Annotated in this window: 24 protein-coding genes; 6 read left to right on the top strand and 18 right to left on the bottom strand. The window is 65.0% G+C overall.

Going from position 1 to position 23,961, the window contains the following annotated elements; translation table 11 throughout:
• Positions 1-55 precede the first annotated feature (55 nt).
• The 12 genes from V2S85_RS07410 to V2S85_RS07355 all read right to left on the bottom strand — a co-directional run bounded on the left by V2S85_RS07410 (position 56) and on the right by V2S85_RS07355 (position 6,631).
• A complete protein-coding gene (locus tag V2S85_RS07410) occupies positions 56-727 on the bottom strand; it encodes a phage virion morphogenesis protein (RefSeq protein WP_330702217.1) in 672 nt (223 codons plus the stop codon).
• Complete coding sequence (locus V2S85_RS07405) at positions 724-1,215, bottom strand: phage tail protein (protein ID WP_330702216.1); 492 nt, start codon at positions 1,213-1,215, stop codon at positions 724-726. Before V2S85_RS07405 ends, V2S85_RS07410 begins: the two co-directional genes overlap by 4 nt.
• The gene (locus V2S85_RS07400; RefSeq protein WP_330702215.1) at positions 1,199-1,330 is read right to left on the bottom strand and encodes a hypothetical protein; all 132 of its coding nucleotides are present in this window, start codon (positions 1,328-1,330) and stop codon (positions 1,199-1,201) included. Before V2S85_RS07400 ends, V2S85_RS07405 begins: the two co-directional genes overlap by 17 nt.
• A 10-nt stretch (positions 1,331-1,340) precedes the next feature.
• Positions 1,341-1,736 carry a hypothetical protein gene (locus V2S85_RS07395; RefSeq protein ID WP_330702214.1) on the bottom strand — a complete coding sequence of 132 codons (396 nt, stop codon included), beginning with the start codon at positions 1,734-1,736 and terminating at the stop codon, positions 1,341-1,343.
• A complete protein-coding gene (locus V2S85_RS07390; RefSeq protein WP_330702213.1) occupies positions 1,733-2,341 on the bottom strand; it encodes a glycoside hydrolase family 108 protein in 609 nt (202 codons plus the stop codon). The genes V2S85_RS07395 and V2S85_RS07390 overlap by 4 nt, the downstream gene beginning before the upstream one ends.
• A gap of 3 nt (positions 2,342-2,344) precedes the next feature.
• Positions 2,345-2,689: a hypothetical protein gene (locus V2S85_RS07385; RefSeq protein ID WP_330702212.1), complete on the bottom strand. Its 345-nt coding sequence runs from the start codon at positions 2,687-2,689 to the stop codon at positions 2,345-2,347.
• A 4-nt stretch (positions 2,690-2,693) separates the two neighbouring features.
• Positions 2,694-2,924: a tail protein X gene (locus tag V2S85_RS07380; RefSeq protein ID WP_330702211.1), complete on the bottom strand. Its 231-nt coding sequence runs from the start codon at positions 2,922-2,924 to the stop codon at positions 2,694-2,696.
• Entirely contained in the window at positions 2,924-3,409 is a 486-nt protein-coding gene (locus V2S85_RS07375) for a head completion/stabilization protein (protein WP_330702210.1), read from the bottom strand. Before V2S85_RS07375 ends, V2S85_RS07380 begins: the two co-directional genes overlap by 1 nt.
• Positions 3,406-3,693 (bottom strand): hypothetical protein, encoded by a 288-nt coding sequence (locus V2S85_RS07370; protein ID WP_330702209.1) that lies wholly within the window; start codon positions 3,691-3,693, stop codon positions 3,406-3,408. The genes V2S85_RS07375 and V2S85_RS07370 overlap by 4 nt, the downstream gene beginning before the upstream one ends.
• A 117-nt stretch (positions 3,694-3,810) precedes the next feature.
• The gene (gpM, locus tag V2S85_RS07365; RefSeq protein WP_330702208.1) at positions 3,811-4,626 is read right to left on the bottom strand and encodes a phage terminase small subunit; all 816 of its coding nucleotides are present in this window, start codon (positions 4,624-4,626) and stop codon (positions 3,811-3,813) included.
• 47 nt (positions 4,627-4,673) lie between these two features.
• Entirely contained in the window at positions 4,674-5,756 is a 1,083-nt protein-coding gene (locus tag V2S85_RS07360; protein WP_330702207.1) for a phage major capsid protein, P2 family, read from the bottom strand.
• A 59-nt stretch (positions 5,757-5,815) separates the two neighbouring features.
• Positions 5,816-6,631 carry a GPO family capsid scaffolding protein gene (locus tag V2S85_RS07355; protein ID WP_330702206.1) on the bottom strand — a complete coding sequence of 272 codons (816 nt, stop codon included), beginning with the start codon at positions 6,629-6,631 and terminating at the stop codon, positions 5,816-5,818.
• A 148-nt stretch (positions 6,632-6,779) separates the two neighbouring features.
• Here V2S85_RS07355 and V2S85_RS07350 point away from each other — a divergent pair, with 148 nt between their 5' ends.
• The 3 genes from V2S85_RS07350 to gvpU all read left to right on the top strand — a co-directional run bounded on the left by V2S85_RS07350 (position 6,780) and on the right by gvpU (position 10,940).
• Positions 6,780-8,642 carry a terminase large subunit domain-containing protein gene (locus V2S85_RS07350; protein ID WP_330702205.1) on the top strand — a complete coding sequence of 621 codons (1,863 nt, stop codon included), beginning with the start codon at positions 6,780-6,782 and terminating at the stop codon, positions 8,640-8,642.
• On the top strand, positions 8,639-9,697 hold the full coding sequence (locus V2S85_RS07345; protein WP_330702204.1) for a phage portal protein: 1,059 nt from the start codon (positions 8,639-8,641) through the stop codon (positions 9,695-9,697). The genes V2S85_RS07350 and V2S85_RS07345 overlap by 4 nt, the downstream gene beginning before the upstream one ends.
• Before the next feature lie 802 nt (positions 9,698-10,499).
• A complete protein-coding gene (gene gvpU, locus V2S85_RS07340) occupies positions 10,500-10,940 on the top strand; it encodes a gas vesicle accessory protein GvpU (protein WP_330702203.1) in 441 nt (146 codons plus the stop codon).
• Positions 10,941-11,224: 284 nt separating this feature from the next.
• Here the strand turns inward: gvpU and V2S85_RS07335 are convergent, their stop codons facing one another.
• Positions 11,225-11,629, bottom strand: coding sequence for a helix-turn-helix domain-containing protein (locus tag V2S85_RS07335; RefSeq protein ID WP_330702202.1), 405 nt, complete (start codon positions 11,627-11,629; stop codon positions 11,225-11,227).
• A gap of 64 nt (positions 11,630-11,693) precedes the next feature.
• Between V2S85_RS07335 and V2S85_RS07330 the strand changes: the two genes are divergently transcribed.
• Positions 11,694-12,350, top strand: coding sequence for a cation transporter (locus V2S85_RS07330; RefSeq protein ID WP_330702201.1), 657 nt, complete (start codon positions 11,694-11,696; stop codon positions 12,348-12,350).
• A 937-nt stretch (positions 12,351-13,287) separates the two neighbouring features.
• On the opposite strand, the gene V2S85_RS07325 is transcribed toward V2S85_RS07330, so the two are convergent.
• On the bottom strand, positions 13,288-13,524 hold the full coding sequence (locus V2S85_RS07325; protein WP_330702200.1) for a hypothetical protein: 237 nt from the start codon (positions 13,522-13,524) through the stop codon (positions 13,288-13,290).
• Between the two features lie 177 nt (positions 13,525-13,701).
• On the opposite strand from V2S85_RS07325, the gene V2S85_RS07320 reads away from it, so the two are divergent.
• Positions 13,702-13,950, top strand: coding sequence for a hypothetical protein (locus V2S85_RS07320; RefSeq protein WP_330702199.1), 249 nt, complete (start codon positions 13,702-13,704; stop codon positions 13,948-13,950).
• A 37-nt stretch (positions 13,951-13,987) separates the two neighbouring features.
• Here the strand turns inward: V2S85_RS07320 and V2S85_RS07315 are convergent, their stop codons facing one another.
• Entirely contained in the window at positions 13,988-14,674 is a 687-nt protein-coding gene (locus V2S85_RS07315) for a Fe2+-dependent dioxygenase (RefSeq protein ID WP_330702198.1), read from the bottom strand.
• A gap of 76 nt (positions 14,675-14,750) precedes the next feature.
• Positions 14,751-16,967: a catecholate siderophore receptor Fiu gene (locus tag V2S85_RS07310; protein WP_330702197.1), complete on the bottom strand. Its 2,217-nt coding sequence runs from the start codon at positions 16,965-16,967 to the stop codon at positions 14,751-14,753.
• Positions 16,968-17,497: 530 nt separating this feature from the next.
• Between V2S85_RS07310 and V2S85_RS07305 the strand changes: the two genes are divergently transcribed.
• Positions 17,498-19,585, top strand: coding sequence for a TonB-dependent receptor domain-containing protein (locus V2S85_RS07305; RefSeq protein ID WP_330702196.1), 2,088 nt, complete (start codon positions 17,498-17,500; stop codon positions 19,583-19,585).
• 70 nt (positions 19,586-19,655) lie between these two features.
• Here V2S85_RS07305 and V2S85_RS07300 read toward each other — a convergent pair whose 3' ends face one another.
• Together V2S85_RS07300 and V2S85_RS07295 are read right to left on the bottom strand one after the other, a co-directional pair.
• Complete coding sequence (locus V2S85_RS07300) at positions 19,656-20,957, bottom strand: class I SAM-dependent methyltransferase (RefSeq protein WP_330702195.1); 1,302 nt, start codon at positions 20,955-20,957, stop codon at positions 19,656-19,658.
• Positions 20,958-21,039: 82 nt separating this feature from the next.
• The gene (locus V2S85_RS07295) at positions 21,040-23,880 is read right to left on the bottom strand and encodes a M16 family metallopeptidase (protein WP_330702194.1); all 2,841 of its coding nucleotides are present in this window, start codon (positions 23,878-23,880) and stop codon (positions 21,040-21,042) included.
• Positions 23,881-23,961: the final 81 nt, after the last annotated feature.

Below are 23,961 nucleotides of genomic sequence, written 5' to 3'. Positions count from 1 at the left end.
ATGCCCGCGCTATCCCCCGGCATTTAGCTGGACGTTCAGCAAAATGAGGGGTGGCTCAGCCGCCGGCGAGGTGCTCGTACAGCACATCGAGCAGCCGCTCCCGATCACGCGGGGTTGCCCCCAGCAGTTCGCGCTTGGGATAGGGTACGGCCTTTGCCCGAAGGGACGGCTTGTCCCGCAGGCCGTGCTGGTGGACGTCGGCGATCTGCGAAACCTTGCCAGTGAAGCCGACCCAGAAGCTTTGATCGTCCGTGCCGGTTTTCAGGAATCGGGAGGACGCAAGGCGGCGGAACATCGCTCGCCGGCGCAGGCCGCCACGGCGGCGCAAGCGCCCGCCGCCGGCGTTGCGATGTTCCTCGGGCACCGGAAGCCATTTCACGATCTTGCCGAACTCGAACGAGCGGATGCCGCCTGCCTCGATGTCGAAGCCGGTCAGCATGTGGCCGGTTCCCCACGTGAAGCTTTTCATGATGACGCGGCGCGGTTCGCCGCCGCCGCCGGACGGGTAGAGGAAGCAGGCCGCGCCGCGTCCGGAGACAGGCGGCGCCTTGTCCCTGCGCTTCTCGAAGGCGCTGCCGTCAGGCTGGCGCTGGGCGGTGATACGCTCGCGCTGGCTGATCGCCAGTTCACGCGCCATGCGGCGCATCAGAGCCCGGCGTGGGCCTGAGGAGAGGCTACGCAGGATCGTGCCAGCCAGCTGCTCGATCTCGGCAAGTTCGTCCGTCATGGCGCGGGCGCATCGCTTTCGAGCAGCAGTTCCGCGTTGCCGAAGCCCTGACGGAATGTGGCGCCGACGCCGGCGAAGCTGTCAGTGAAGTCCGGCTCGGGTGGGTGCTCGACGTCGTAGCCGCTGCCATCGGTGCGCGGCGTCACGATGACATTCTCGGTCAGGTCAATCGAGATCTCGATATCGGAGGTATCCAAGTCGAGCAGTTCCGCTTCGAAGGAAAAGGGCTGGCTATCCTGTTTGCGCAACAGCTGCGGCTGTTCCTTCGTGATCCACGCAAGAACGGGCACCATCAGGCGGTCAGCGTCCCCCGAGAAATCCGTCACCAGCGCCTTGAGGGTGTACTGATAGACGAACGACAGGGTGTGGGACTGGCGCGCGGCGATCTGGCCGCCCTCGATGTAGATCTGCAGGCGGTCGGGATGATCCTTGAAGTCGAGAGGCAGGCAGGCGGTGAGCCAGCGCCGCAGGCTATCGGCCTTGCGCATCATCGCCTCCCAATGCCAGGCGCACTTCGGCCTGCAGTTCCATGAAGGCCGCGCGGATCTGCCCGGCGACGTCGTAGAGCGCGGTCAGGCTGGGCAGCGCCTCGGCGCCGGTCATCTCGCCCGCGCTATTGCGCTGGACCGGCGGCAGCGCCGGCGGCGTCGCCAGCAGCCCCGGCGAGACCTTCGCCGTTCGCGGTGGCAACTGCACGGTCGAGCAGGCCGACGCCGTCAGCATCAACGCACACATTGCGATAGACCGGGCGCTCGATGACCTTCTGCGATTCATGATAGATTTCCCTGACGTTGGCCTGCCGCTCATATTCGGCGGATTGGTGGGCTTGCGCGCCGGCATCGATCTGGCTCTGCCGCTTCGCGCGTTCGGCCTCGGCCGCGTCGTCGGCGCGCTTCTGCGCCGCCTGTTCCTGCGCCGCGCCGACGCGCGTTCCGTATGCGAAGCCGCTGATGCCGGCGACGCATGCCGCCAGCGCGCCGGCGAGAGCGAGGTGCGAAAGTCCGATCATGCCGCCGGGCGACCGCATTTACCGCGATCGACGTTGCCGATCCGGTGAGCAATCCAGCCTTTGTGGAACGCCTTCAGGCTGGGGTTCACGCGGACGAGACGGTCATACTCGGCGCGCTGTTTCGTATCGAGGCGATCGAGCATCCGCCCGCACAGCTTCGCGGCGCCCGCTTCCTTCTGGCACGCGGAATAGGCGGCGATCGTCCGGGCGCCGATCTGTCCGTCTACCGCAAGGCGCGTGCCGCACAGGGCGTTGATGCCATCCTGAAACCAGCGCGACGGGCGGGGCGGACCCATGTTGACCGTCGTGTCGAACAGTTCCTCGGTAACCGCGGCATCGATCGAGATCAGCGGGGCGAGGCCGGGGGCGACGAGATAGCGATCGTAGTAGATGCTTTCCGCGACTTCGCGCGGCAGCGTGCGCATCGGGCCGGTGTAGCCATTCTCGCGCGCGACCTGCACGGTGATGCCCATGTTGGTTTCGCCGCCCGGATCGGCCTTGTGGTTCACGTAGCCGCCTTCAAGTGCGATCGCGGCGCCGATGATGGTCAGGGCGGCGGCGCCGATCTGGCGGGACTTGGTCTTGACGGTAGCCAGTACGGACATGGGTCAGCCTTTCTTCGGCAGGAAGCGGTCGGCGATGCGGCCTGGGATGGTGACGAGGGTGTCGATCGCGGCCTTGACGACGCGCGGGGTGGCATCGAAGGCGAGGAGCGCGATGCCGAAGGCGATCGACTGCGCGACGAAGCCGTTCCAGTCCGTGACGGCGACGATCGCGAGGGTGGCGTAATAGCTGACCGTGGAGCCAACGACCCACTGGAGCATCCGATCGCGCCAAGACATCGCCGGCTTCCATGCCTGGGCGACGGCCGAGCCGATCAGCGATGGCGTGAGCGAGCCGACCACTTCCGCGCAGTGTTCGAAGGCCATGTGAAAGATCGTTCGCAGGTCCATGGGATCAGCTCCAAAGTTGGATGAGAGGCAGGACGCGATTTGCGTTGCCCTCCTGAGTGGCAGTCGCCGGGACAATGACGACGGTGCCGAGGGGAAGGATGGTGCCGAGATCCGCGAGGCCGGGGTTGGCATCGAGGACGCGCGTGATTTCACCCGGGCCGAGACCGGCCTCGCGCCAGAGCAGCTGATCCAGCTTGTCGCCCTGCTTCGCGGTCAGGCGCTGTTCGGCGGCCATCAGATCAGGTCGATCGTGGTGCGGGGCTTGCCGAGGATGTCGCGCACCGCGTGGAGCGCATCGCGGCGAAGTTCGCCAATGGTGGGCGTGAGTTCCTGGGCGTCGTTCCCGCCGGCCGACGTCGTGTCGAAGTCGCGGTGGCGCTCGATCAGTTCAGCTTTAGCGTAGAGGGCAACGGCGCGGTTGTAGCGGATCAGCTGGACGCTCTGGCCGTCCAGCTGCGGGGCGGGAATCGCCGCAAGAGTAGCGTGGCCGTCAGCGGTGGACCGGGCGGCGAAGGCGGCCAGATCATAGGCCACCGTCATGATCGCGCCGAGGATCGCGGCACGAAGGCGGGCAGGCGTTATGCTGGTGGGGATCCTCGCGGCCTCGCGCACAGCGCTGGGCTGGATGTCTGGGAAGAAACCGTCGTTGACGATCGGCGCTTCCGGGACTGCGTCGGGCGAAGCGGTAAAGTCTGCGCTGGGGAGCGGGATGTAAGTCACGCCGCTACCATGACGTGCCACGTCAGCGGGACGAGGATGATGAGGAGTTTCGCGAAGCACCAAGCGGAGTAGAAACAAAGCCCTGCTGCCAACAGGCGGCAGATCAGAGCGATGCCGAGCGGCATGTCACCGAGCTTGGAAAAGCAGTTGAAGCCGGGCAGGCGCAGTACGCGCACCAAGTACCAAGAGATAAGCGCGTCGCCGAGCGCCTGCTTTGCAAAGATATAGAAGGCAAAACCGCTGAACAGCAGTGCCGCGACGATGATCTGGTGGACGATGTTCATGCGGTCTCCGATCGGCCCGCCGGCTAACAGGGGTGGGGATCGGGTCAGCTGGCGGCCCTACGGCCCGAAAGCCTCCCTCAGCGCGCGATCCGCCCCTGAGCGCCGGGGGCGAGCTTGTCAGGCGGCGGTGCCGCTCTGTTCGGTGTTCGTGTCGACCGGAGGCGGCGTGACGGCGGCCAGCAGCTTCTCGGCGCGCTTGATGCGATCCTTCACGCCGACGCGGTCGTTGAGGCGCTGGGCTTCGCGAAGGTGAACGAGCGTGCTCTCCAGAACGATGCGGCTGTTTTCCGCCGGCATGTCCTCGGCTTTGCGCAGCTGCTCGATGCCAATGGCCTTCAGCAGCTTGGCACGCACTTCATCGTGAATGTCGAACCCCGCCGTCAGGTTGTCGGCAGTGTCGAGTACGGCCGGATCGAACGACTGGCCTGCGTTCTGGGTCTTGGCGGCAGCGTCCGCGATCAATTCGACGACGATGGTCGGAACGTCGCGCGCGTAGCGCTTGGGCATCTCGACGCGGTGGCGCAGCAGGAACTCAGCGACGTCGAGCGCTGGCATGTAGCCGCCGGTGTCGAGCAGCCAGACCATGTACGTGGGCACCACATCGGCGGCGAGGCCAGTGCCGACGCCGGCGTCGGCGCCCATGATGCCGTCCACCCACGCCTTGTACTCGGGAAGCATCTCGCACTTGGCCGCGATTTTCTTATCGATCGAGCGGATTTCCTTAAGCCGGCGCAGATCATGCGTCAGCCGAAGGGTAATCTGGGATGCGGCGCGGTCGGCAGGCGAAGAGTTCGCCCCCGCTGCCGGGGAGAGGGCGGCAGCGGGGGCGAGGGCCGCCCCACGCACAATGGCAACGCTTGCGTGGATCGTCTGCGCTGCGATGATGGTCTGGGCAGCGAGAATGCGATCGCGTTTACGACGAGCAAGGCTCATGGCGTTGTCCTGTGGGTGGAGCGGTTTCGGGAAGGCGAGAGCCGGGATCAGGCCGGCTTCTTGCCCATGACGACGTTCTCGATGAGGGCGCAGCGACCGTAGTCCTCGACCACGTAATCCTCGTTCACGGATTCGTAGTTCTCGATCTGGTCGAGCGCGGGCTCGTCCTTGACCTGACGGCGGCGGGTTTCCTCCTGCCAGTAGATCGAGAGGTTATCGAGGCTGGTCACCAGCAGCGCGTCTTCCGGGAAGAACGGGACGATGACGGCGCGCTTGCCGGCCAGCTGCTTGGGCAGGGTCAGGATGCGGTGAGCAGCCTCGCGCTCGGTCGCGGTGTCGCCGGCGCCCTGCAGCAGGTTCAGGTACTTGTCCTTGACCAGCGACCAGCCCACGATGACGACGAGATCGGTATCGCTGCGGTGCCAGGGATCGAGCAGGTCGAGCGCATCGAATGCCAGCGCATCGAGGTTGGCGTAATCGGCCTCGGCCGTGTCGACGTTGGTGGCATCACCATCGACCACTTCGACGCCGGCGGCTACGTAGATCGCCTTGGTCGCGCCCGCCGTCAGTTCGCCGTCGTCGAGAACGCGATCGGCGGCATGGGTGCGGATCTTGTGGAGCCAGCCCTCATTGACGTCCTGCAGCAGCGGATTGGCGGCGCGATCGGTCTGAGGGGCGATGGAGGTGCCGTTAAAGCCGATCATGATGCGGTCGCGGCCCTGCTGTTTCAGGATCACGTCACGCAGCAGCGTCTGGAACTCGGGCTTGTGGCGCCAGGCATCGAGCTTCGCGTACTTGATCGCGTGGTCGAAGTTGGTCTGGCGGCAGTGGTAGCCGCCGTCGTCCGTGGTGTCAGTCGGATCGCCGGGCGTGCGGCGGTTTCCGGCGCCGGTGTTGGTGCGGCTAGCAAGCGGGCGGGTGACGGTAACGCCGACCTTCTCGCCCTGCTGGGCGGGAACGCCGACGACATTGATCTGACCGAGGAAGTCGCTCGACTCCTGGATCTTCTCTTCCAGCTTCTGCTCGACGGCGGGGGCAACGCTGAACTTGACGGTGGCGCTGTCCACGCCGTTGAGCAGCGCGATCTGGCTGACGTAGGCATTGAACAGCAGGCGGGTTTCGTTGCGCATTGGCGAAGGCTCCTAGGGGGACGCGGTGGGCGTGGGGCAGGTCTGGGTTACGGGCCGGATCAGCAGTCGGTGACGACGGAGCCGTTGCCGCCGGCGGCCGGGGCGCGCTTGAAGGTCTGAGGCTTCTCCTCGGTCGAGAGCTTCGCCTCCAACGCATCGAAGCGGGTAGTGAGCGCGGCGACGGCGTCGTTGGACGGCTTCACGGCGGCGGCGACCTGCTCACCCAGCACGGCGCCGAAGCGCTCGACGTCGAAAACGTTATCGTTGGCGGGCGCGGGCGGCGCCGGCGGCGTGACCGCTTCCTTCGGCTTCTCGGCCTTGAAGAGCGAGGTGAAGGCGGCGATCATGCCGGACTTGGTGGCCTCGGCGATCGTCGCGCCATCGAGCACGGGCTCGATCTCCAGCGACGTCTCGTAGGCCGACGAAAAGACGTTGGGGCGGGACTGGACCGCGAACTTGAGCGGCTCGGTGCCGAGCGATGCCGGGGAATCGGTGATTGCGAGGCCGACCAGATAGGCCTTGCCTTCGCCGGCGAAGTTCGGATGGATTTCGCAGCTGGTGAACAGCTTCTGCCCGGCCTTGTTGAGCGCGATCAGCTGATCGTTGGCGTCGATCTCGGCGACGAGGCTGAGCAGCTTCTTGGTCACCCCGTTCACGACGAGGTCGACTTCCTCGGTTTTGAGCGAGAGCACGGTGCCGTAAGCGTTGAAGGGCTTGTCGGGGCTGTAGCCGGCGATGTGCTCGCAGTTGATGCGGGCGGCGTAAGTCGCGGGCGCATAGCTGGCGGCGCTCTGTACCAGCAATTCGCGTTCGATGACGCGCCCATCGATAGTGGGGCCTTCGACGGCGACGCGGAAAAACTTGCTCTTGGCCATGATCGGTCCGGTTCCCTTGAGGTTCGGCAGCGGTGTGGGGCCAGAAAGGGACGCTCGGACACGATCTCTCAAGGGCATGCATTTCGCTTAGCGTTCAGCGAAATGGACAGCGGTGATCGGGGCGAAAAGCGCGCGCCATGGTCGCGCCATGACCGGCCCATTCCTTCCCCAGCCCGGCGCACCCGCGACCGCATGGCAATTCGATCCGCGCCGCCACGCGCGCAGCCTGTACTGGCGCGGGTGGGGCATCCAGCAGATCGCCGACGAATTCGCGCTGCACCGCGTCAAGGGCGACACCGGCGGGCCGATTCCTCGCGCGACGATCGCGGCATGGAAGCAGCGCGACAAATGGGACGAGGCACCCTCGATCCAAAAGATCGAAGACGGGCTAGAGATCCGGCTGCTGACCCTGATCGCGAAGGAGAAGAAGACCAGCGGCGATCTGGTCGAGATGGAGGCGCTGTCCCGGCAGATCGAAAGTCTCGCGCGCGTCCGCCGCTACCAGGAGCCGGGCGGCCATTCCGGTGACCTCAACAAAAAGGTCGGCAACCGCAATGCCGGGCCGCGCAAGGCACCGAAGAAGAACCACTTCACCGCCGAGCAGGCGGCCGAACTCAAGCGAATATTCCTTGAGGGCTGCTACGACTACCAGCTGACGTGGTGGAACGCGCTGAGCCAGCGGACCCGCATGATCCTGAAGTCGCGCCAGATCGGCGCGACTTACTATTTCGCGTTCGAAGCGCTGATCGACGCGATCGAGACCGGCCGCAACCAGATCTTCCTGTCAGCCTCGAAGGCGCAGGCCCACCAGTTCCGCTCCTACATCGTCAGCTTTGCCAAGCTGGTCGGCGTCGCGCTGACCGGCGATCCGATGCTGATCACCTCCGATCTGCGGCCGGAGGAGGACGCAGCGGCCGAGATGCACTTCCTCGGCACGAACTTTCGCACGGCGCAGGGCCGGCACGGCAATTTCTATTTCGACGAGTTCTTTTGGGTCCATTCATTCGAGGAGCTCAACAAGGTCGCCTCGGGCATGGCGACGCACAAGAAGTGGCGCAAAACTTACTTCTCCACGCCGTCCACCGTGGCACACCCGGCCTATCCCTACTGGACCGGCGAGCGCCGGAACCGCCGGCGCAAGAAGGAAGACCGCGTCGAGATCGACGTCAGCCATGCGGCGCTGGCGAAGGAGGGCAGCGTCGGCCCGGATCGCGTCTGGCGCCATATCGTCAACATCGAGGACGCCGAGCGCGGCGGCTGCGACCTGTTCGACATCGAGGAACTGCGCGACGAGTACGCGCCCGACGAATTCGCCAACCTGTTCATGTGCGACTTCGTCGACGACACCCTGTCGGCGTTCAAGTTCAACGACATGATCGCCTGCGGCTGCGACAGCCTCGTCGATTGGACTGATTTCAACATCGAGGCGGCGCGGCCCTACGGCAACTTGGCGGTTTGGGCGGGATATGACCCGCAGTCGAGCGAAACGGGCGACAACGCAGCACTGGTGATCGCCGCGCCACCATTGGTCGAAGGCGGCCAATTCCGGATCCTCGAACGCCACCCGCTGCGGGGTCTCGATTTCCAGCAGCAGGCCGATTTCATAAAGGCCATGCTGAGCCGCTACAACTGCACGTACCTCGGGATCGATGCCACGGGCGTGGGTGCCGGCGTCTACCAGTTGCTGGCAAAAGTCGGGGCAATGCCGGCCAGCTGCATGGTCGCCAAGATCGAATACTCGCTGGAGGTGAAGGCGGGAATGATCATGAAGGCTCAGAACGTCATTCGCCGGGGCCGCCTCGCGTTCGATAGCAGCTATCTCGACATCGTCTCGGCCTTCGTTTCGATCAAGCGGACCCTGACCACCAGCGGTCGCAACGTTACCTTCAAGGCTGGACGCGGCGGCGAAGACGGCCACGCCGACATCGCCTGGGCGACCATGCACATCCTCATGAACGAGCCGCTCGACGGCAAGGAAAAGCCCAAGGGCACGATGGAGATTATCGAATGAGCAAGCGTAGCCGTGCCCGCAGGATGAGCCGTCAGGAGACCGCCGAAGCATCGGGCGGCGCGATTGTCGCCGCCAACGACAATCGCGGCAAGTCGATCGAGGCTTTCAGCTTCGGGGATCCCGAGCCGGTGAACAGCCGGGCCACGATGCTCGACATGCTGGAGTGCTGGCACAACCAGCGCTGGTATGAGCCGCCGATCTCGCTGGACGGCCTCTCCCGGTCTTTCCGCGCGTCGCCGCATCATTCGAGCGCGATCATCCTGAAGCGCAACATGCTGGCCGCCAGCCTCGACCCGGCATCGCTGATCAGCCGGAGCGACTTCGCCGCCATGGTGCAGGACTACCTTGTTCTCGGTAACGCCTATGTGCAGGAGGTGCGCAACCGCCTGGGCGGCCTGTTGCGGCTCGATCATGTTCTCGCCAAGTATACCCGGCGTGGCCTCGCGCCGGGCAGTTTCTGGTGGGTGCCCAGTCACCAGAACGAAATGGAGTTCGATGCCGGCACCGTCCACCAGATCATGGCGCCTGACATCAATCAGGAGATCTATGGTCTGCCGGAATACCTGTCGGCGCTGCAGGCCGCGCTGCTAAACGAGAACGCCACGCTGTTCCGCCGCCGGTATTACGAGAACGGAAACCACGCTGGCTACATCCTCTATGCCACCGGGCAGTTTGCCGATGGCGACGTGGACAAGATGCGCGACGCGCTCAAGCGGTCGAAGGGGCCGGGCAACTTCCGCAATCTGTTCGTGCATGCGGCCGACGGGAAGGAGAACGGCATCAAGATCCTGCCCATCGCGTCGGTAGGGGCCAACGACGAGTTTCTCGGCATCAAGAACACGACGCGCGACGACGTCCTGGCAGCGCACCGCGTACCGCCCCAGCTGCTGGGCATCATCCCCGCGAACGCTGGCGGCTTCGGAGATCCGGCGAAGGCACTCGACAGCTTCTTCGAACTGGAGATTGAGCCGCTGCAGTCCGTGTTCCTCGAACTGAACGACACGCTCGGCCGCGAAGCGGTGCGGTTCCGGGAGCGGACGAAGGCGGCGGCCTGACGCTACACACCTAGTCCCACGAAGGGCGGCTCGATTGGGCCGCCCTTTTCGTATGTGCTGACCGCGCACGATTATTGCGTCCCCCGGTAGGCGCCTCGCACCCGGTCTAGAGAGGCGCGGCATGCCCGAAGCCGCGGACCTGCGCGGGTCGGCCGCCCTCGGCAGGCCGGTCGGGGCGGCACCCCCTCGCAACGCGCTTATCCCCCCGCCTCGCCCGCGCACTTTATGTGTCCCATTTGATGCACCACGAGGACTTCCGGTCCCCCGGCCTAGGTCCTAGGCTGGGCGCGCACCTCAGGGACCCTCGCCGCGTTGCAATTTGATGCAGCTAGACGGGTCTTACGGAACGAAGCGCATCCTCTGAAAAATACGGATTAAGGCCCCTCGCTGCGGTGGGTGGTACCGGAGAAGCGTAACATGCGTAACCTCCCGCCGCGACACCACCTCAAGTCTCTGAATTTAGATGATTTTCTGTGTTACGTTCGGAAGGTAATCTAGCGCAACCTTGCAGGCCGAAAAAGGTAACCCCCGCAGAAATCCTATGGTTTTTCAGTTCAAAAAGTTACCTTTTAAAAAGGTAATCTCGTCACTCAGAGGTTACGCTTTAGGTTACGCCAAAAACCGCAGAAATCCGCCACTTGTTACGTTTGTTACGTTTTTTCCGGTACCCCCCACGCTGTCTGAAACCCCTCGGACGATTTGTCCCATTATGGGGCTGGTGCTCTGGGTCAGGCGGTTGGCACTTGGTTACGCTGCACGTGCCACCACATGATGCTCATCGGCAAACAGGGAGCGATTGAAAATGGAAGACGACAATAAAGCTGAACCGGTAATCCAGATTCCAGACAATCAAGATTGGGTGCTGGCTACGATCGTTTCCGACGCCCAGACGCTTGGATTCGAACAAGCCATGACCCTTCAAGTTAATGGCCTTATTGTATCTGGCGTAATGATCGGCGGCGCAAAGTATTTCGAGTTGCAGACGGCTTTGGTCGAGCCATTCGCCACCGATGAAATGAAGGTCGCGTACTATATGAAGGAGGTGTTTGCGACCGCAGCTGACTTGTACAAGCCGGAGGAGGAAGATGAAGCCCCCTCGATGCCGACTTACATCCACCTGCGGAACGCACAGTTCTTCTCACCGGGTCAGCGCCCGCTCCCCGGAGAAGGGGTGCTCTGGCGCGGTAGGCTTTCGTCGGTCGACGGGTTCAGTTTTGGCTCGCTAAGTGTGGCAGACGACTGAACCTAGAGCCTTAGCCGCGTTTCTTGGCTATGGTATCTTTCATGGTATGGGATGGGTAGCGGGCTATAACTTCTCATGAAATTATAGATAGATATGCCCTGTAGTTGGCGGCCTCCCGCTCCGCCAACGGTTTAGAAAAATACTGACTCCATGAGTATTTTTCGAGGCGGCTTGGCCCGCCCAACATTCCAGCCAACTTTATGATTCGTCGTGTTGCCGCCGTCACTCGCAGGCGGGAGACGAATCGAAAGGAGCGCGGCGGCTTTGAGCCGGGGAAAGCGCACTCAGGATGACAACGCAGGCCCAAGCGCTTCGATGATGCGGCAATCGGCAACCGTGCCGCCATCACAGGAATCGATCACCGCCTTGAGTTCCTTGCGAAGCGCCGCAAGGTCCGCCAGCTTGCGGTCCACTTCCAGAAGATGCTCCCTGGCGATCCGGTCGATGCCCTCGCAATCACAGCTGCGATCACCCGAGATGCTCAGCAGCGTACGTACCTGATAGAGCGAAAATCCAAGGTCGCGGGCACGACGGATGAAAGACAGCCGGCCAAGTTCCGCCTGCCCATAGTCCCGGTAGTTGCTCGTCGTCCGCGCCGGCTTGGGCAGCAGGCCGATCTTCTCGTAATAGCGGATCGTCTCGATCTTCGTGGCCGTCGCCTTGCCCATGTCGCCGATCGTGAATGCCATGCCCTTGACCCTGTAGTTGCTACAGGCCCTATATAGCCTGTCATCACCGAAACAGGAGATGCATATGGCCGGCGGATGCTGCGGCGGATCACGGGATAACGCGGAACAATTGAACGACGCGGCCTGGCGGCGCGTGTTGTGGATCGCGCTTGCCATCAACGCCGTCATGTTCGGCGTGGAGATCGTCGCTGGGGCCACCGCCGGGTCCGCCTCGCTCAAGGCCGATGCGCTCGACTTCCTGGGCGATGCCGCCAATTATGCGATCAGCCTCGGCGTCGCGGGCATGGCGCTGGCGTGGCGGGCGCGGGCCGCGCTGGGCAAGGGCGTGTCGATCCTGCTGTTTGGGCTCTGGGTGCTGGGCAACACCGTCTGGACGGCTGCGCAGGGCGTTGTCCCTGCCGCCGAGACCATGGGCATCGTGGGCGTGATCGCGCTCGTCGCCAACCTTGCCTGCGCCGCGATGCTGTGGCGCCACCGCGAGGGTGACGCCAACCGGCGCTCGGTCTGGATCTGCTCGCGCAACGATGCGATCGGCAATATCGCCGTGGTCGCTGCCGCCCTCGGCGTGTTCGGCACCGGCACGGGCTGGCCGGACATCGCGGTCGCGGCGATCATGGCCACGCTGGCGCTGTCAGGCGGATGGCAGATCATCCGCCAGGCTCGGGGCGAACTGAGGCGCGCGCCTATTCGCCGCCGAAGCGAATCCGCACCCCTCCGTTAAGGACGAACCCATCGGTCGGTGCCCAGGCATCGACCGTCCACGCACCCGTCGCCGCCCGGCGTGGCAGGAGCAGCGGGTCGTATTTCGTCTGCCGCCCGGTATAGTAGGCCTCGATCCCGAAGCGGCCGCGCCCTTCCTTCTCCCACATGCCGACGAGCCTGCGCTGTCTCGCGGCGTCAGCGTCACGATACGGCGACCGGGCCATCGGGATCCGGCTCGCTTGCGGCGACATGGACGTAGCTGCCGGTCCGTGACAAAGCCCGCCAGCGATAGCGCAGCAGCCCAGATCGTAGCGTTGGCTACGCAGTGCCTGCACGAAAGGCGATCCGTCCGGCGCCTTTGCGCCAGGCATTGTCCCGCCGTCGCGCTGCCCGGCCGACAGGGCACATCATGGCCATAACGGTCCCAGCGCTCGCTGGGATAACGATGGTGTTTGAACGACGACTTCGGGTGGGAAACTGCCGTTGCGCAGTGCCCACCGCGTCCGGCTAGGCAGCCCTTCGACAAGCTCAGGACTGCCTAGCCTACCGGCCCTCCCGCAAGCGGGAGGGCGAAGGCGGCTTTCCCCGCCCGCTTGCGGGAGGGGCAGCGAGACTTACTGAGCCGAAGGCGAAGTTAGTCGCAGCGGGGTGGGCCAAGCGCAACGCCCGCCACGGGGCGCTTACGGACAGGCTGCTTTCCTACAACGCGGCCGCTGCGATACTTTCGGCATCATGCCCCGCGCCGCCTCGCTTCATCGCCCCGAATACTTCGCTCTCCCGCGTCGCAAGGTGACACCCGGCGCCCGCAAGGTGACACATCCGCCGCACAAGGTGACACATCCTGCGCCAAAAGTGTCACCTTACCCCTGCAAGGTGACACATTCCGGCTCCAAGGTGACACCTTTTCCCCCTGGACCGTGTAAACAGTGTAAACCCTGTCACCTTGCGACCGGGCCTCAGAGCGCCGGCAGGTTCTCGCGGAAGGTCTTGCCTTCGTACCCGGTGCGCATCGCGCCGCGCTTCTGCAGGGCCGGGACGATGGCGTCGAAGCAGGCATCCTCCAGGGCACGGCCGAGATCCTGCCAGCAGCGGGGCTTGCGCCACTCGGTTTCGGTGCGCCCGGACCACGGCACGTTCCAGCCGTTGGCGGTGTCGCTGGTGAAGAACACCATGTGGAACATATTGCCGGCCACCCTTTTTCCGCTCCTGTCGGCCCTGGAAGAGTTCGCGTCGGGTCAACCTCTGCAATCGGGGGAGGGGGCATCTGCCGTGCCGGCGCGGGCTATCCGACTGCCGGGTTGGTCGTCGGGGAGGGCTGCGACGGGGGCGGCTGGCGGTCCACGGCGGAGGCCCCTTCAGGAGACGATCGCGTGGGACTGGGCAGCCTGCATCCCATCGGCATCGTCGAGCCCGAACTCGGCGCCGCGCTGCGCGGGCACATTGCCCCGGCGGGAGGGCAGGTGCTCCTTCAGCCCCGGATCGCGCTGGCGCAGGCCGGGATGCGCTTCGCCACGCCGATCGTCACCGGCATTCTCGGCCACCCCATCTTCTTTGCCGAAGCCGCCGTCGCGGGTGGAATCCTGGCCGAGGCGATCGAACTGCCGGAAGCCGCGGGGTAGACGCCGCGATCACGTCATCCGGCGGCGAGCCCGGAAATCAGGGCTCGCTCCACATGCGCAGCAGGTTGTGGTACTGGCTGGCGAGCGAGACGGTTTCCGCGCTCTCGCCCAGGCGCTGGCGAAGACTGTCGATCGCCTGGTCCAGTTCGAACAGGATCGTCCGCTGGGCGTCGTCGCGGATCAGGCTCTGGGTCCAGAAGAACGAGCAGACCCGCTCGCCGCGCGTCACCGGCTCGACGCGGTGCAGGCTGGTGGCGGGGTAGAGGATCATGTCGCCGGCCGGAAGCTTGACGCGGTGTTCGCCGTAGGTATCGACGACGACCAGTTCGCCGCCGTCGTACGCATCGGGTTCGGACAGGAACAGCGTGCTCGAAATATCGGTGCGCAGCCATTTTGGCGAGCCGGGGACGCCTCGCAGCGACCCATCGACGTGGAGGCCGTAACTCTCCTCGTTGGCCTTAGCGTAGCGATTGAACAGCGGCGGCATGTAGGCGGCCGGCAGGGCCGCGCGGAAGAACGTGGCGTTCGCCCGCAACGCCCGCAGCACGATGTCGCCCTGGGCCGTGGCTACCGGCGAGTCCTCCGGGAGCTGGCGATTGCGTTTCACCAGGGCGCCCTGGGTGCCCACGGTCGCCCTGCCGTCGATCCAGTCGGCTGCGTCGATCTCCGCGCGCATGGTGGCGACTTCCTCTCGGGAAAGGACGCCGGGAATGTGCAACATCATACTGTCTTGACCTTGGGGATGGCAGGCCGCCCCGGCACTGATGGGCGCCGGGGCAACCTTTCAGGCGGCAATGCCCTCAGAGATGGACGTTCAGGGTCACCCGGACCGAACGTTCGAGACCGGGCGTATAGCGGTAGCCCAGGTAGTTCAGCGAGGTCATGTACTTCTTGTTGAACAGGTTGAAGGCGTTCAACTGCACGTCGGCGGTGTCGTTGATCTTGTAGCTCGCCACCGCGTCGAACACCCAGTACGAAGGGATTTCGTAAGGTGTCACCGCCAGCTTGGACTGGCGCTTGACGGTGCCGGTATAGCGCGCGCCGCCGCCGATCGTCAGGCCTATCCGGGTGCGGTAGGTCGACCACAGCGAGAACGCGTCCTTCGGCGCGTAGGGCAGGCTGGAGGAGCCGTCCTGCGCCGTCGCCGCCCCGGTCGTGATCTCGGTCTTCTGATGCGTGTAGGAGCCGATCACGTTCCAGTCCGACGTGATCTGGCCGGTGGCCGAAAGTTCGACCCCGGTGACCCGCTTCTCGCCGATCTGCGAGTACGTGCCGTCGTCCTCGGCATAGACCTCGTTTTCGACCCAGGTGCGGAACACCGCCCCGGTCAGTAGCAGATTGTCACCGAAAAGCTGCCACTTGGTGCCGGCTTCCAGCGTCTTGGACTTTTGCGGATCGAGATCCGGGTTGCTGGCGCTGCTCTCTGAGGACGACAGCGAATAGGCACCGAAGCTGCCCGTGGCACCCGGCGGCTGTTGGGACAGCGCGTAGTTCACGTAGACGTTGCCACTCTTGCCGAGCTTGTAGACGGCGCCGATCTTGTAGGTCAGCAGATCGCCGCTGCCTTCCAGCTCGGAGGAACTGGTGGTGTAGGTGGTCTTGTAGTGATCGTAGCGCAGCCCGAGGTCGAGCTTGAGCAGCTTGGTCAGGTCGATAGTGTCGAAGAGGTAGCCGGCAACGGTATCGGTCTTCCAGTAGCTATTGTCGCCGCTGCGCGTCACCGTCAGTCCGCTCGACACGAAAGCGGGATCGTAGAGGTTGAGCGCGGCCAGCGAACCGGTCTTGGTCAGGCCGTAGTTGGTCTGCTTCTCGCGGGTCAGTTCGACTCCCATGCTCAGGTTGTGGTGGATGCCGCCCGTGTCGAAACCGGCGGTGAGGTTGGTCTGGTTGGTCAGGATCGTGTTCTTCAGATCCTTGGCGGCACCCAGCCGGGTGATCGTCCAGTCGGCGGGGTCTGCGGCGGTGGCGGTGGGCACGCCGGCCGTAACCGCCAGATAGTTCTGGGTTGTCTGGCCCCAGCGGCTGGTATTGCGCAGGGTGACGGCACTGCCGAAGTCATGCTCCACCCGCAGCGTCGCCATGGTCGCCTCAGAATCGTCGTGCGAATCCGTGCTGCCGTAGTAGTTGCTGCCGCTGACCTTGTCGGCCGTGCCCAGCGCCTCGGCGGTTCCCGAGAAACCGCTCCAGCCCGTGGTCGACGAGCCGCTGTCCGGCCGGTTGTCCTGCTCGACGTAGAGCAGGTTGGCGAACACGCGGGTATCGGTTCCAAGGCCCAGGCCCACCGACGGCGCGATCCCCCAGCGGTTGTTCTGGACATGGTCGCGGCCGGCTACGCCCGCGTCCTGGCCCATGACGTTGATGCGAACGGCGGCGGTGTCGGACACCTGGCGGTTGATATCGACCGTGGCGCGCTTGTAGTCGCCGCTGCCCCATCCGCCGCTGACGTCCACGCTGTTCGACAGCTTGGGCTCCTTCGTCGACAGGTTGATCGAGCCACCCGCCGAACTGCGGCCGTAGTCCGAACCCGAAGCACCCTTGGTGATCTCGATCTGCTCGGTATTGAACACGTCACGGGAAATCGCGCCCAGATCGCGCACGCCATCGACGTAGATGCTGTTCGACATGTCGAAGCCGCGCATATAGAGCGCGTCGCCCGTGAGCGGGCCGCCATTGCCTTCACCGGCGTTGAACGTGCCGACACCCGCGACGTTGCGCATCGCTTCGGTCAGCGTGGTCGCGGCCTGGTCCTGCATGACGCGGCTGGTGATGACCTGGATCGTCTGCGGCGTTTCGGCCAGCGGCGCGGTGTACTTGGGCGAGGCTGCCTTGACGGGCTTGTAGCCCTGGTCATCGATCGCGGTTCCGGTGACGGTTGCGCTGCCCAGGCTGGGCGCGTCCGAGGCGGCTGCACTTCCGTCCTGTGCGAGCGCAGGAGCGGCGAAGAAACCGATGCAGCTCAAGGCAAGGCAGGCGGGTGCGGCGGTCGCTGCCGAATAGTGTGAGATGTAGCGAGACAAATGATTTCCCCTGGAACATGGTTGGCACCCGTGAGGTCGCTAATGCAAATCAATCGCAAAAAGGCAATCGATTTGTTGCTGAATCGTATGCAAATCGCGTCTGCATGGTTGTCCAAAGCGTAATCGCATAAATCGTCGGGCGGCTCTTGCCCGTCGATCAGGCTCTCTTCTCCGTGCTCGAACCCGGTGTGAACCAGGACACCTCGGGCTGCCCGCATCGAGCATCGAAGTCCGGACGCATCGCCGATGCTAGGCGGTCTGCGATAGCCGCCGCCACTGCCGCTCAAGCGAGCGTAACTCGCAGAATTGCTGCGGAAATCTTGTCAAAATGTGACATTTCATTGCGCCTTTTTGGTGTTATTGCAAATGCGAATAAGTGGCGATAAGCGACGCCGCAGCGCTTCATGATCATGTCACAGCTGACTGATCGCCATGTTCCGGACCTGGCTCGGTAACGATTTCCGAGGTGGGCCAAGGATGGCGGGCGAATTTCCGCGCGCGTGCTCACGCCGCTTCAATCGGGGGTAGAAATGGGTAATCTTCGGGGACGTCTCTTTGCGACCAGTTCACTCGCGCTCATGGCCATCGCGCCGCAGCAGCTCTTCGCCGCTGCCGCCGACGATGCCCAGGCGGGCAGTTCCTATTCGCGAGGCGAACCAATTCCGGACGACATCGTGGTGTCCGCGACCGGCTACGAGCTGAACGTCCAGGACGCGCCTGCCACGATCTCCGTGATCACCGCGGACGAGATCAAGCAGCGCTCCTATACCGACATCACCGACGTCCTCATGAACGTGCCCGGCATTCATATCCAGGGCGGCGGCGTCGAGCAGTCGGTGATGATGCGCGGCATGAGCGCGGACTACACGCTGTTCCTGATCGATGGAAAGCGCATGCAGGACAACCAGGCGTTCGGCCTGAACGGTGCGCAGGCCGGTACGCCGATCAACTTCCTGCCCCCGCTGGATTCCATCGAGCGGATCGAGGTCATCCGCGGCCCCGCTTCCTCGCTCTACGGTTCCGATGCGATCGGCGGTGTCATCAACATCATCACCAAGAAGGTGATGAACGACTTCGGCGGCAGCTTCACGACCGAGTACATCAAGGCCGGGCCGGGCAATGACGTGACCAACGACGGCGTCAATGCCAGCCTTGCGGTGAACGTGCCGATCATCAGGGACCGCCTGTCGCTGCAGGTCACCGGAGGCCTGCGCTACCAGGACGAGGCGGACTTCGTGGGCGGAAGCGACAGCGCGGCGGCCGATCCCGAATTCAAGCGCAAGAACATCGCCGGCAAGCTCAGCTTCCGGCTGGACGACGCCAATACCTTCACGGCCGGCGGCGGGCACACCGTCCAGGAGCGCACGGCGACCCCCGGCAAGAGCATAGCGGCCACGGCCGCCGCCACCTACAACAAGTCCCTGCGCGACAATTACTTCGTGACCCATGAAGGCGATTTCGGCAGCCTGGTGTGGAACAGCTACGTCACCTACGATACGTCTTCCAACCCCACGCGCGTCAATGCGACGACGGGCAACAGTATCGGCTTCGACACGCTGGTCGCCAACACACAGGCGGCCCTTGCGCTGTCGCGGCACAAGATCGTGGTCGGCGCGAACTACTTCCATGAAAAGCTGAAGGACGGCTCCACCAATGGCCTGAACCTTCCCGGCATCGTCGTTCCCACCGACGTCGTCACGATGGACCGCAAGCAATACGCGGGCTTCGTGGAGGACAACTGGGAAATCGTGGACGACCTGTCGATCCTGCTCAGTGGCCGCTACGACTACAGCGAGAGCTTCGGCGGCCGCTTCAGCCCCAAGGCCTACGCCGTGTTCAACGCGACGAAGACGCTGACCATCAAGGGCGGCGTCACCTCGGGCTACAAGGTGCCCAGCCTGCGCATGGCCGCCACCGACTTCGGCTCGACCTCGATGGGCGGCGTCATCATCGGCAACCCGGACCTGAAGCCCGAGAAGACGATCAACTACGAAGTCGGCGCCAGCTACGTCAATCGCCGGGCGGGAATCTCGACCAGCCTCACCGCGTACAAGAGCGACTTCAAGGACAAGCTGCTGCGCACGGGGCGCATCTGCGAGGCGAATGTCGTGTGCGAATATGGCGGGGTGACTTATCCGGCCCACCAGTTCGGCTACACGACTTACGTGAACGTCGATACCGCCGAGCTAAAGGGCGTGGAATGGACGTTCGACTGGAAGCTGCTCGATGGCCTGCGCTATCGCCACAGCTACACCTACTCGCAGACCGAGCAGACCTCCGGCACCAACAAGGGCAAGCCGCTCAACGATATCCCGGAGCACATGTTCAATGCCTCGGTCGATTGGGATGCCACCGAAGCCCTGAAGGTCTGGGGCCAGTTGAACTATCGCGGCAAGACTTCCGGGCGCACGACGAATTCGAGCGGATCGGCGACCAACGACTTCCGTTATCCGCCCTACACCTTCTACAATCTCGGCGTGGTGGTCGAGGCGAAGAAGGACGTGCGGATCAACCTGGGCGTCTACAACCTGACCAACAAGCAGGTCACGCCGGAGGATGGCTTTGCCTATGTCCTCGATGGCCGTCGCTTCAGCGCTTCGCTGAGCGTCGATTTCTAGGCCGATCCCGCCAGGCAGCGGCAGGCGAATGCGATGGGGGACGGATGACCGCGCCCCCCTCGCATGCGTCTCAGGCCCGGTGAACGGTCCTGCTCACGGCCGTCGCGCAGTCCGCGGCGATGTCGAGGGCGGTATCGTTGCGCCCGAACCAGTCCGACAGGCTCCTGCCGCGTTCGGCCGTGCCTTCCGCTTCCGGCCCCATGGGATGCGCAAGTTGCTGCATCATCAGCAGTTGCAGAGCCTGCAGCAGGGCACCGACGTCCCCGCGAAACACCGGTAGCTCCAGCAATTCGGCACCCGTCGCGGCCCCGCGCGACAATCTTTCCAGAAGCGGCGTGAAGATCGTCTCCGGCCCGGTCACCGATCCGATCGGGGTCGCGAACGTCACCGGTCCGCGCAGCGGCGCATCCGGCAACAGCCGGAAACGCGCTTCTCGCAAGGCGGCGATGAAGGCCGCTTCGCTCAGCGCTGCGGGATCCTTCTGGAACAGGTCCATCCGCTGGTGCGCGTCGCGAGCCAGATCCTTGAGCGTCTCCGCCAGCGCGGGAGCGGCCGTCCTGCCTATCAACTCCTGCATGTTTCCCGGAATGGACAGCGACGGGTCCAGGTTGTTGAACACGTCCGCACTGCCGAGGAAGGTCAACCCCGACCGGGCGGCCGCCTGATGCACCTCCACCGAATGCTCGGGCTGCCAGTGGTCGGTCAGGAACTCGTGGGCAAGGTCGGCGGGGGCCCGCCTGGCCATGTTGGCGAGGTGCCGGGCCATGGCGGGCTTGTCGGCGAACAGCCCGCTTGCGGCGATCTGCTGGAGCAGTTTCATGCCCGTCTGCACCTTGCGGGTGGAGGGGCCGGGCAAGTGGTGCGCGCACAAGTTCAGGACGTGCTGCAGCGGCAGCAACTCGGTCGATCCCGGATGGCACATGTAGTGCAGGTAGAGCAGCCCCCCGGGCTTGAGGCTGCGCGACGCGCATTCGAGCAGCACGGCCTTCAAGGGCGCCGCGATCCACGACCACACGCCGTGGCAGGTGATGAAATCGAACGACCGGTCGTTGCCGCGTGCGAACTGCGCGAAGTCCGAGTGGATGAATTCCACGTTTGCGATGCCGCACGCCTGCGCCGCCTCGCGTGCCAGGCGCAAGTGCTCCGCGTTGAAGTCCACGCCGACGAACTGGGCGTCCGGATGGCAGGCCGCCGCGACCAGCAGGTTGACGCCGGCGCCGCATCCCAGTTCGCACAGGGAAAACGCCTTGCCCGCATCCGGCGCGCCGGAGCCCAGGAAACCGGCGACGGTGGAAAGCCAGACCGGCTGCATCTCCTTGTAGAAGAACGCAGGGAAGCCGACATCGCTGATGTAGCCTTCGGTCCAAGTCATGCGCATGTCGTCCTGTAGAAGCGGTCGGGCCTCGACCTCTAGCGAGCGGATCTGACGTTCTCAATCCGGCAGCGCGCCGTCTTTACCCCTTGGTCGCCGGCGCCGGGACCACGAGGATCTCCATGCCGCCGTTCAGGTCGAGATAGCGGCGCGCGGTTTCCCGCAGATCGGCCGGGGTGATCGATCGCAGCAGATCGGCGGCGCCCTGGAAGCGTGCGATGCGATCGGGCTCGGACTGCGCGCGGGCGACCAGGCTCATCCATCCGCCGTTGCCCTTGAGCGCGTTCTGCAGCCGCTCCAGCATCGGCGCGCGGGCGCGCAGCAGGATGTCGTCGGTCACCGGCGCCGCGTGAAGTCCGGCGATGACCTTGCGGACGGTGTCGCGGGTCGCGGCGATTTCGGCGGGCTCGACCGAGGCGCTCACCTGGAAGTAGCCGTAGCCCTTCCAGGCATGCGACATCGAACTGCCGGAACTCGGCGAATAGGCCTTGCCCAGGGCCTCGCGCAGTTGCGCGATCAATTCGATGTCCATCACTTCGTGCAGCAGTTCGAGCCGCGCGACTTCCAGCGCGTCGCCATCGTCGCGGGTCGGCCAGATCATCCGTACGATGGCTTGGTCGGCTGGGCCTTCGTGGTGGATCACGTGGCGTGCAACCTGCCCCGGCTCACCCCTCGGGAACACGCGGGGCGGCTGCTGGTCCTGACCGTCGAACGCCGCATCGCGCTGGGGCAGGGCGGCCAGCGTCCTGGCTACGAGGGCGATCACGGTATCCTCGTCGAAGTCGCCGACCACGCCGATCTCGATCGCGCCGTGGGCAAGCCTTTCGCCGATGTCGGCCTTCAGCTTGCTGTACGACAGGGCGCGATAGTCCTCGGCGGTGCCCAGGCCGAAGCGCGGGTCGCCGCCGCTGGTCAACCCGCCGAACCGGGCCTGCAGCGCTGACTTCGGGGTGGCGTCCAGCCTGGCGAAATAGGCGTCGATCGCCTGGCGGTAGCGCACTTCGCCTTCGGGCCGGTAGCCCGGATCGGTGATCATCGCGGCGAGCAGTTCGAACTGGAGTTCGAGATCACGCGGGGTGGTTCCAGCGCCGGCATTGAAGCTGGTCGGCCCGCTGCCCAGCCCTGCACCGACGCTGCGGCCCGCAAGGATCGTCTGTAGTTCATCGAGGCCGTGCCGGCCTAGCCCGCCGTCGGCAAGATTGCCCACCAGCCGCGTCGCGTTGGGGTTGGCGAGCGTGTTGAGCCGGTCGCCGCCATCGATCGCGAGGCTGACGCGAATACGTTGCTTCTCCAGGTCGGTCGGGCGCAAGTTCAGCATGACGCCATTCTCGAAGCGCACCTGGCGGATGCCTAGCGGCCCCTTGGCGTCGCTTGTCACCCGCCCGGGCGTACCGAAGTTGGTATAGGCGAACGACGATGCCTTGGTCGGGGCGGCCTTGGCGACCTCGGCGCCCTGGACTTCGGCCCAGGCACCGCGAAGGGCCTGCTCTCCTCCTTCGGGGGCCTTGCGTCCCTCGAAGCGGATCAGCGGCCGCTCCAGCGGCACCGCCTCGCGCAGCATCGCGGCCATGACCGCCGCGGGGGTAATTTGCGGGGCGAAGGCCTCGAAGCGCTGCAGCGCCGACCGGGCCGTGGTGGGAACGACCCGGCTTTCGACCAGGGCAAGCGCCTGCTGCGCCAGCGCGCCATTGCTGCGGGTGTCCGCCGAGGCGGCCGCGTTCACCGCCGCGGTGCGCAGCTTCGCGACCTGCTCCGCCACTTCATCGGCGGTGAAGCCGTGCTGCAGGGCGCGCTGGTACTCGGCCCCGGCCGCGAGCACGCCATCACGCCATCCGCCATCGACGGTGCTGACCGACAGTGCCGTCGAGCGGGCCGTCTCGAACATGTCGCCGGTGCCGAAGCCGGCGCTGCGGAACGGCGGACTGGCGCTGCGGGCAAGACGGCCGAGGCGGCGGTTGACGATGGCGTAGCCTACCGCGCGCAGCATCGCCTGCTCACGGTTCGCCAGCGTATCGGGCTCGTCCAGGTAGGCGGCGTTGCGGCGGATGGTCACGCGCTCCGACAAGGCAGGGTCGGTGTGGATCCGGATACGGTCCGCGTCGAGCGGGTCGATGGGGCCGGCACCGGGCTGGGCTTCGGAAGGGTGCGCCCGCCAGTCTCCGAAGCGGCGGCGGATATCGGCCTCGACTGCGTCGACGTCGATGTCGCCCATCACCACCAGCGTCACATGGGCGGGCACGTATTCACGCTCGTAGAAGGCGCGCAGCGAGGCGGCAGTGGCCCCGTTCAGCGTCTCGGTCGTGCCGATCGGCAGGCGCTGCGTATAGAGCGATCCGGGATAGAAGAAGTCCATCCCGTCGGTCGTGTTGCGCAGTCCGAAGGAGTTGCGGTCACGCATCTCGGCCAGCACCACGCCGCGTTCGCGCGCCACGGCATCGGGGGCGATGGTGAGGTTGCTGGCGGTCTCGCGCATCAGCATCAGGGCGGTGTCCACCAGCCCGGCGTCGGCGCGCGGCAGGTCCAGCTTGTAGAGCGTGCGCGTGAACGTGGTGGAGGCATTGGTATCGGCCCCGAACGCGAGCCCTTCGCGTTCGAGCAGCGGCACCATCTCGCCCTCCGGCACATTGCGCGATCCGTTGAAGGCCATGTGCTCGAGGAAATGCGCGAAGCCGCGTTCGGCGGGGCTTTCGTCGAGCGAGCCGGCCTTGACGTCCATGCGCACGATCGCGGTGCCGGCCGGGGTGGCATTATGGCGGATCACATAGCGCATGCCGTTGGGCAGGCGCCCGAAGCGGAAATCCTCGTCCAGCGGGACGTCGCTGCTTTCGAATGCCCAGGAGAGGTCTTCAGGGCGAGGCTGGTCCCCGGCCGACAGCGGGCCGGCGGCGAGGATGAGGGCGAGTGCGGTTACGGCGGTCTTCATGGCGTGGCGCGGTGCTCCGGCTCTGTGGGTGGCGGCGACGGGCAGCATCGTGCGCATCGCTGGGGTGTGCTGTCGCTCCGC

It is taken from the genome of Novosphingobium resinovorum (assembly GCF_036352595.1).
Classification (GTDB): Bacteria; Pseudomonadota; Alphaproteobacteria; order Sphingomonadales; family Sphingomonadaceae; genus Novosphingobium; species Novosphingobium resinovorum_B.
Note: the sequence above shows the minus strand (reverse complement) of the source record. Positions and strands in the feature narration are given on the sequence as shown.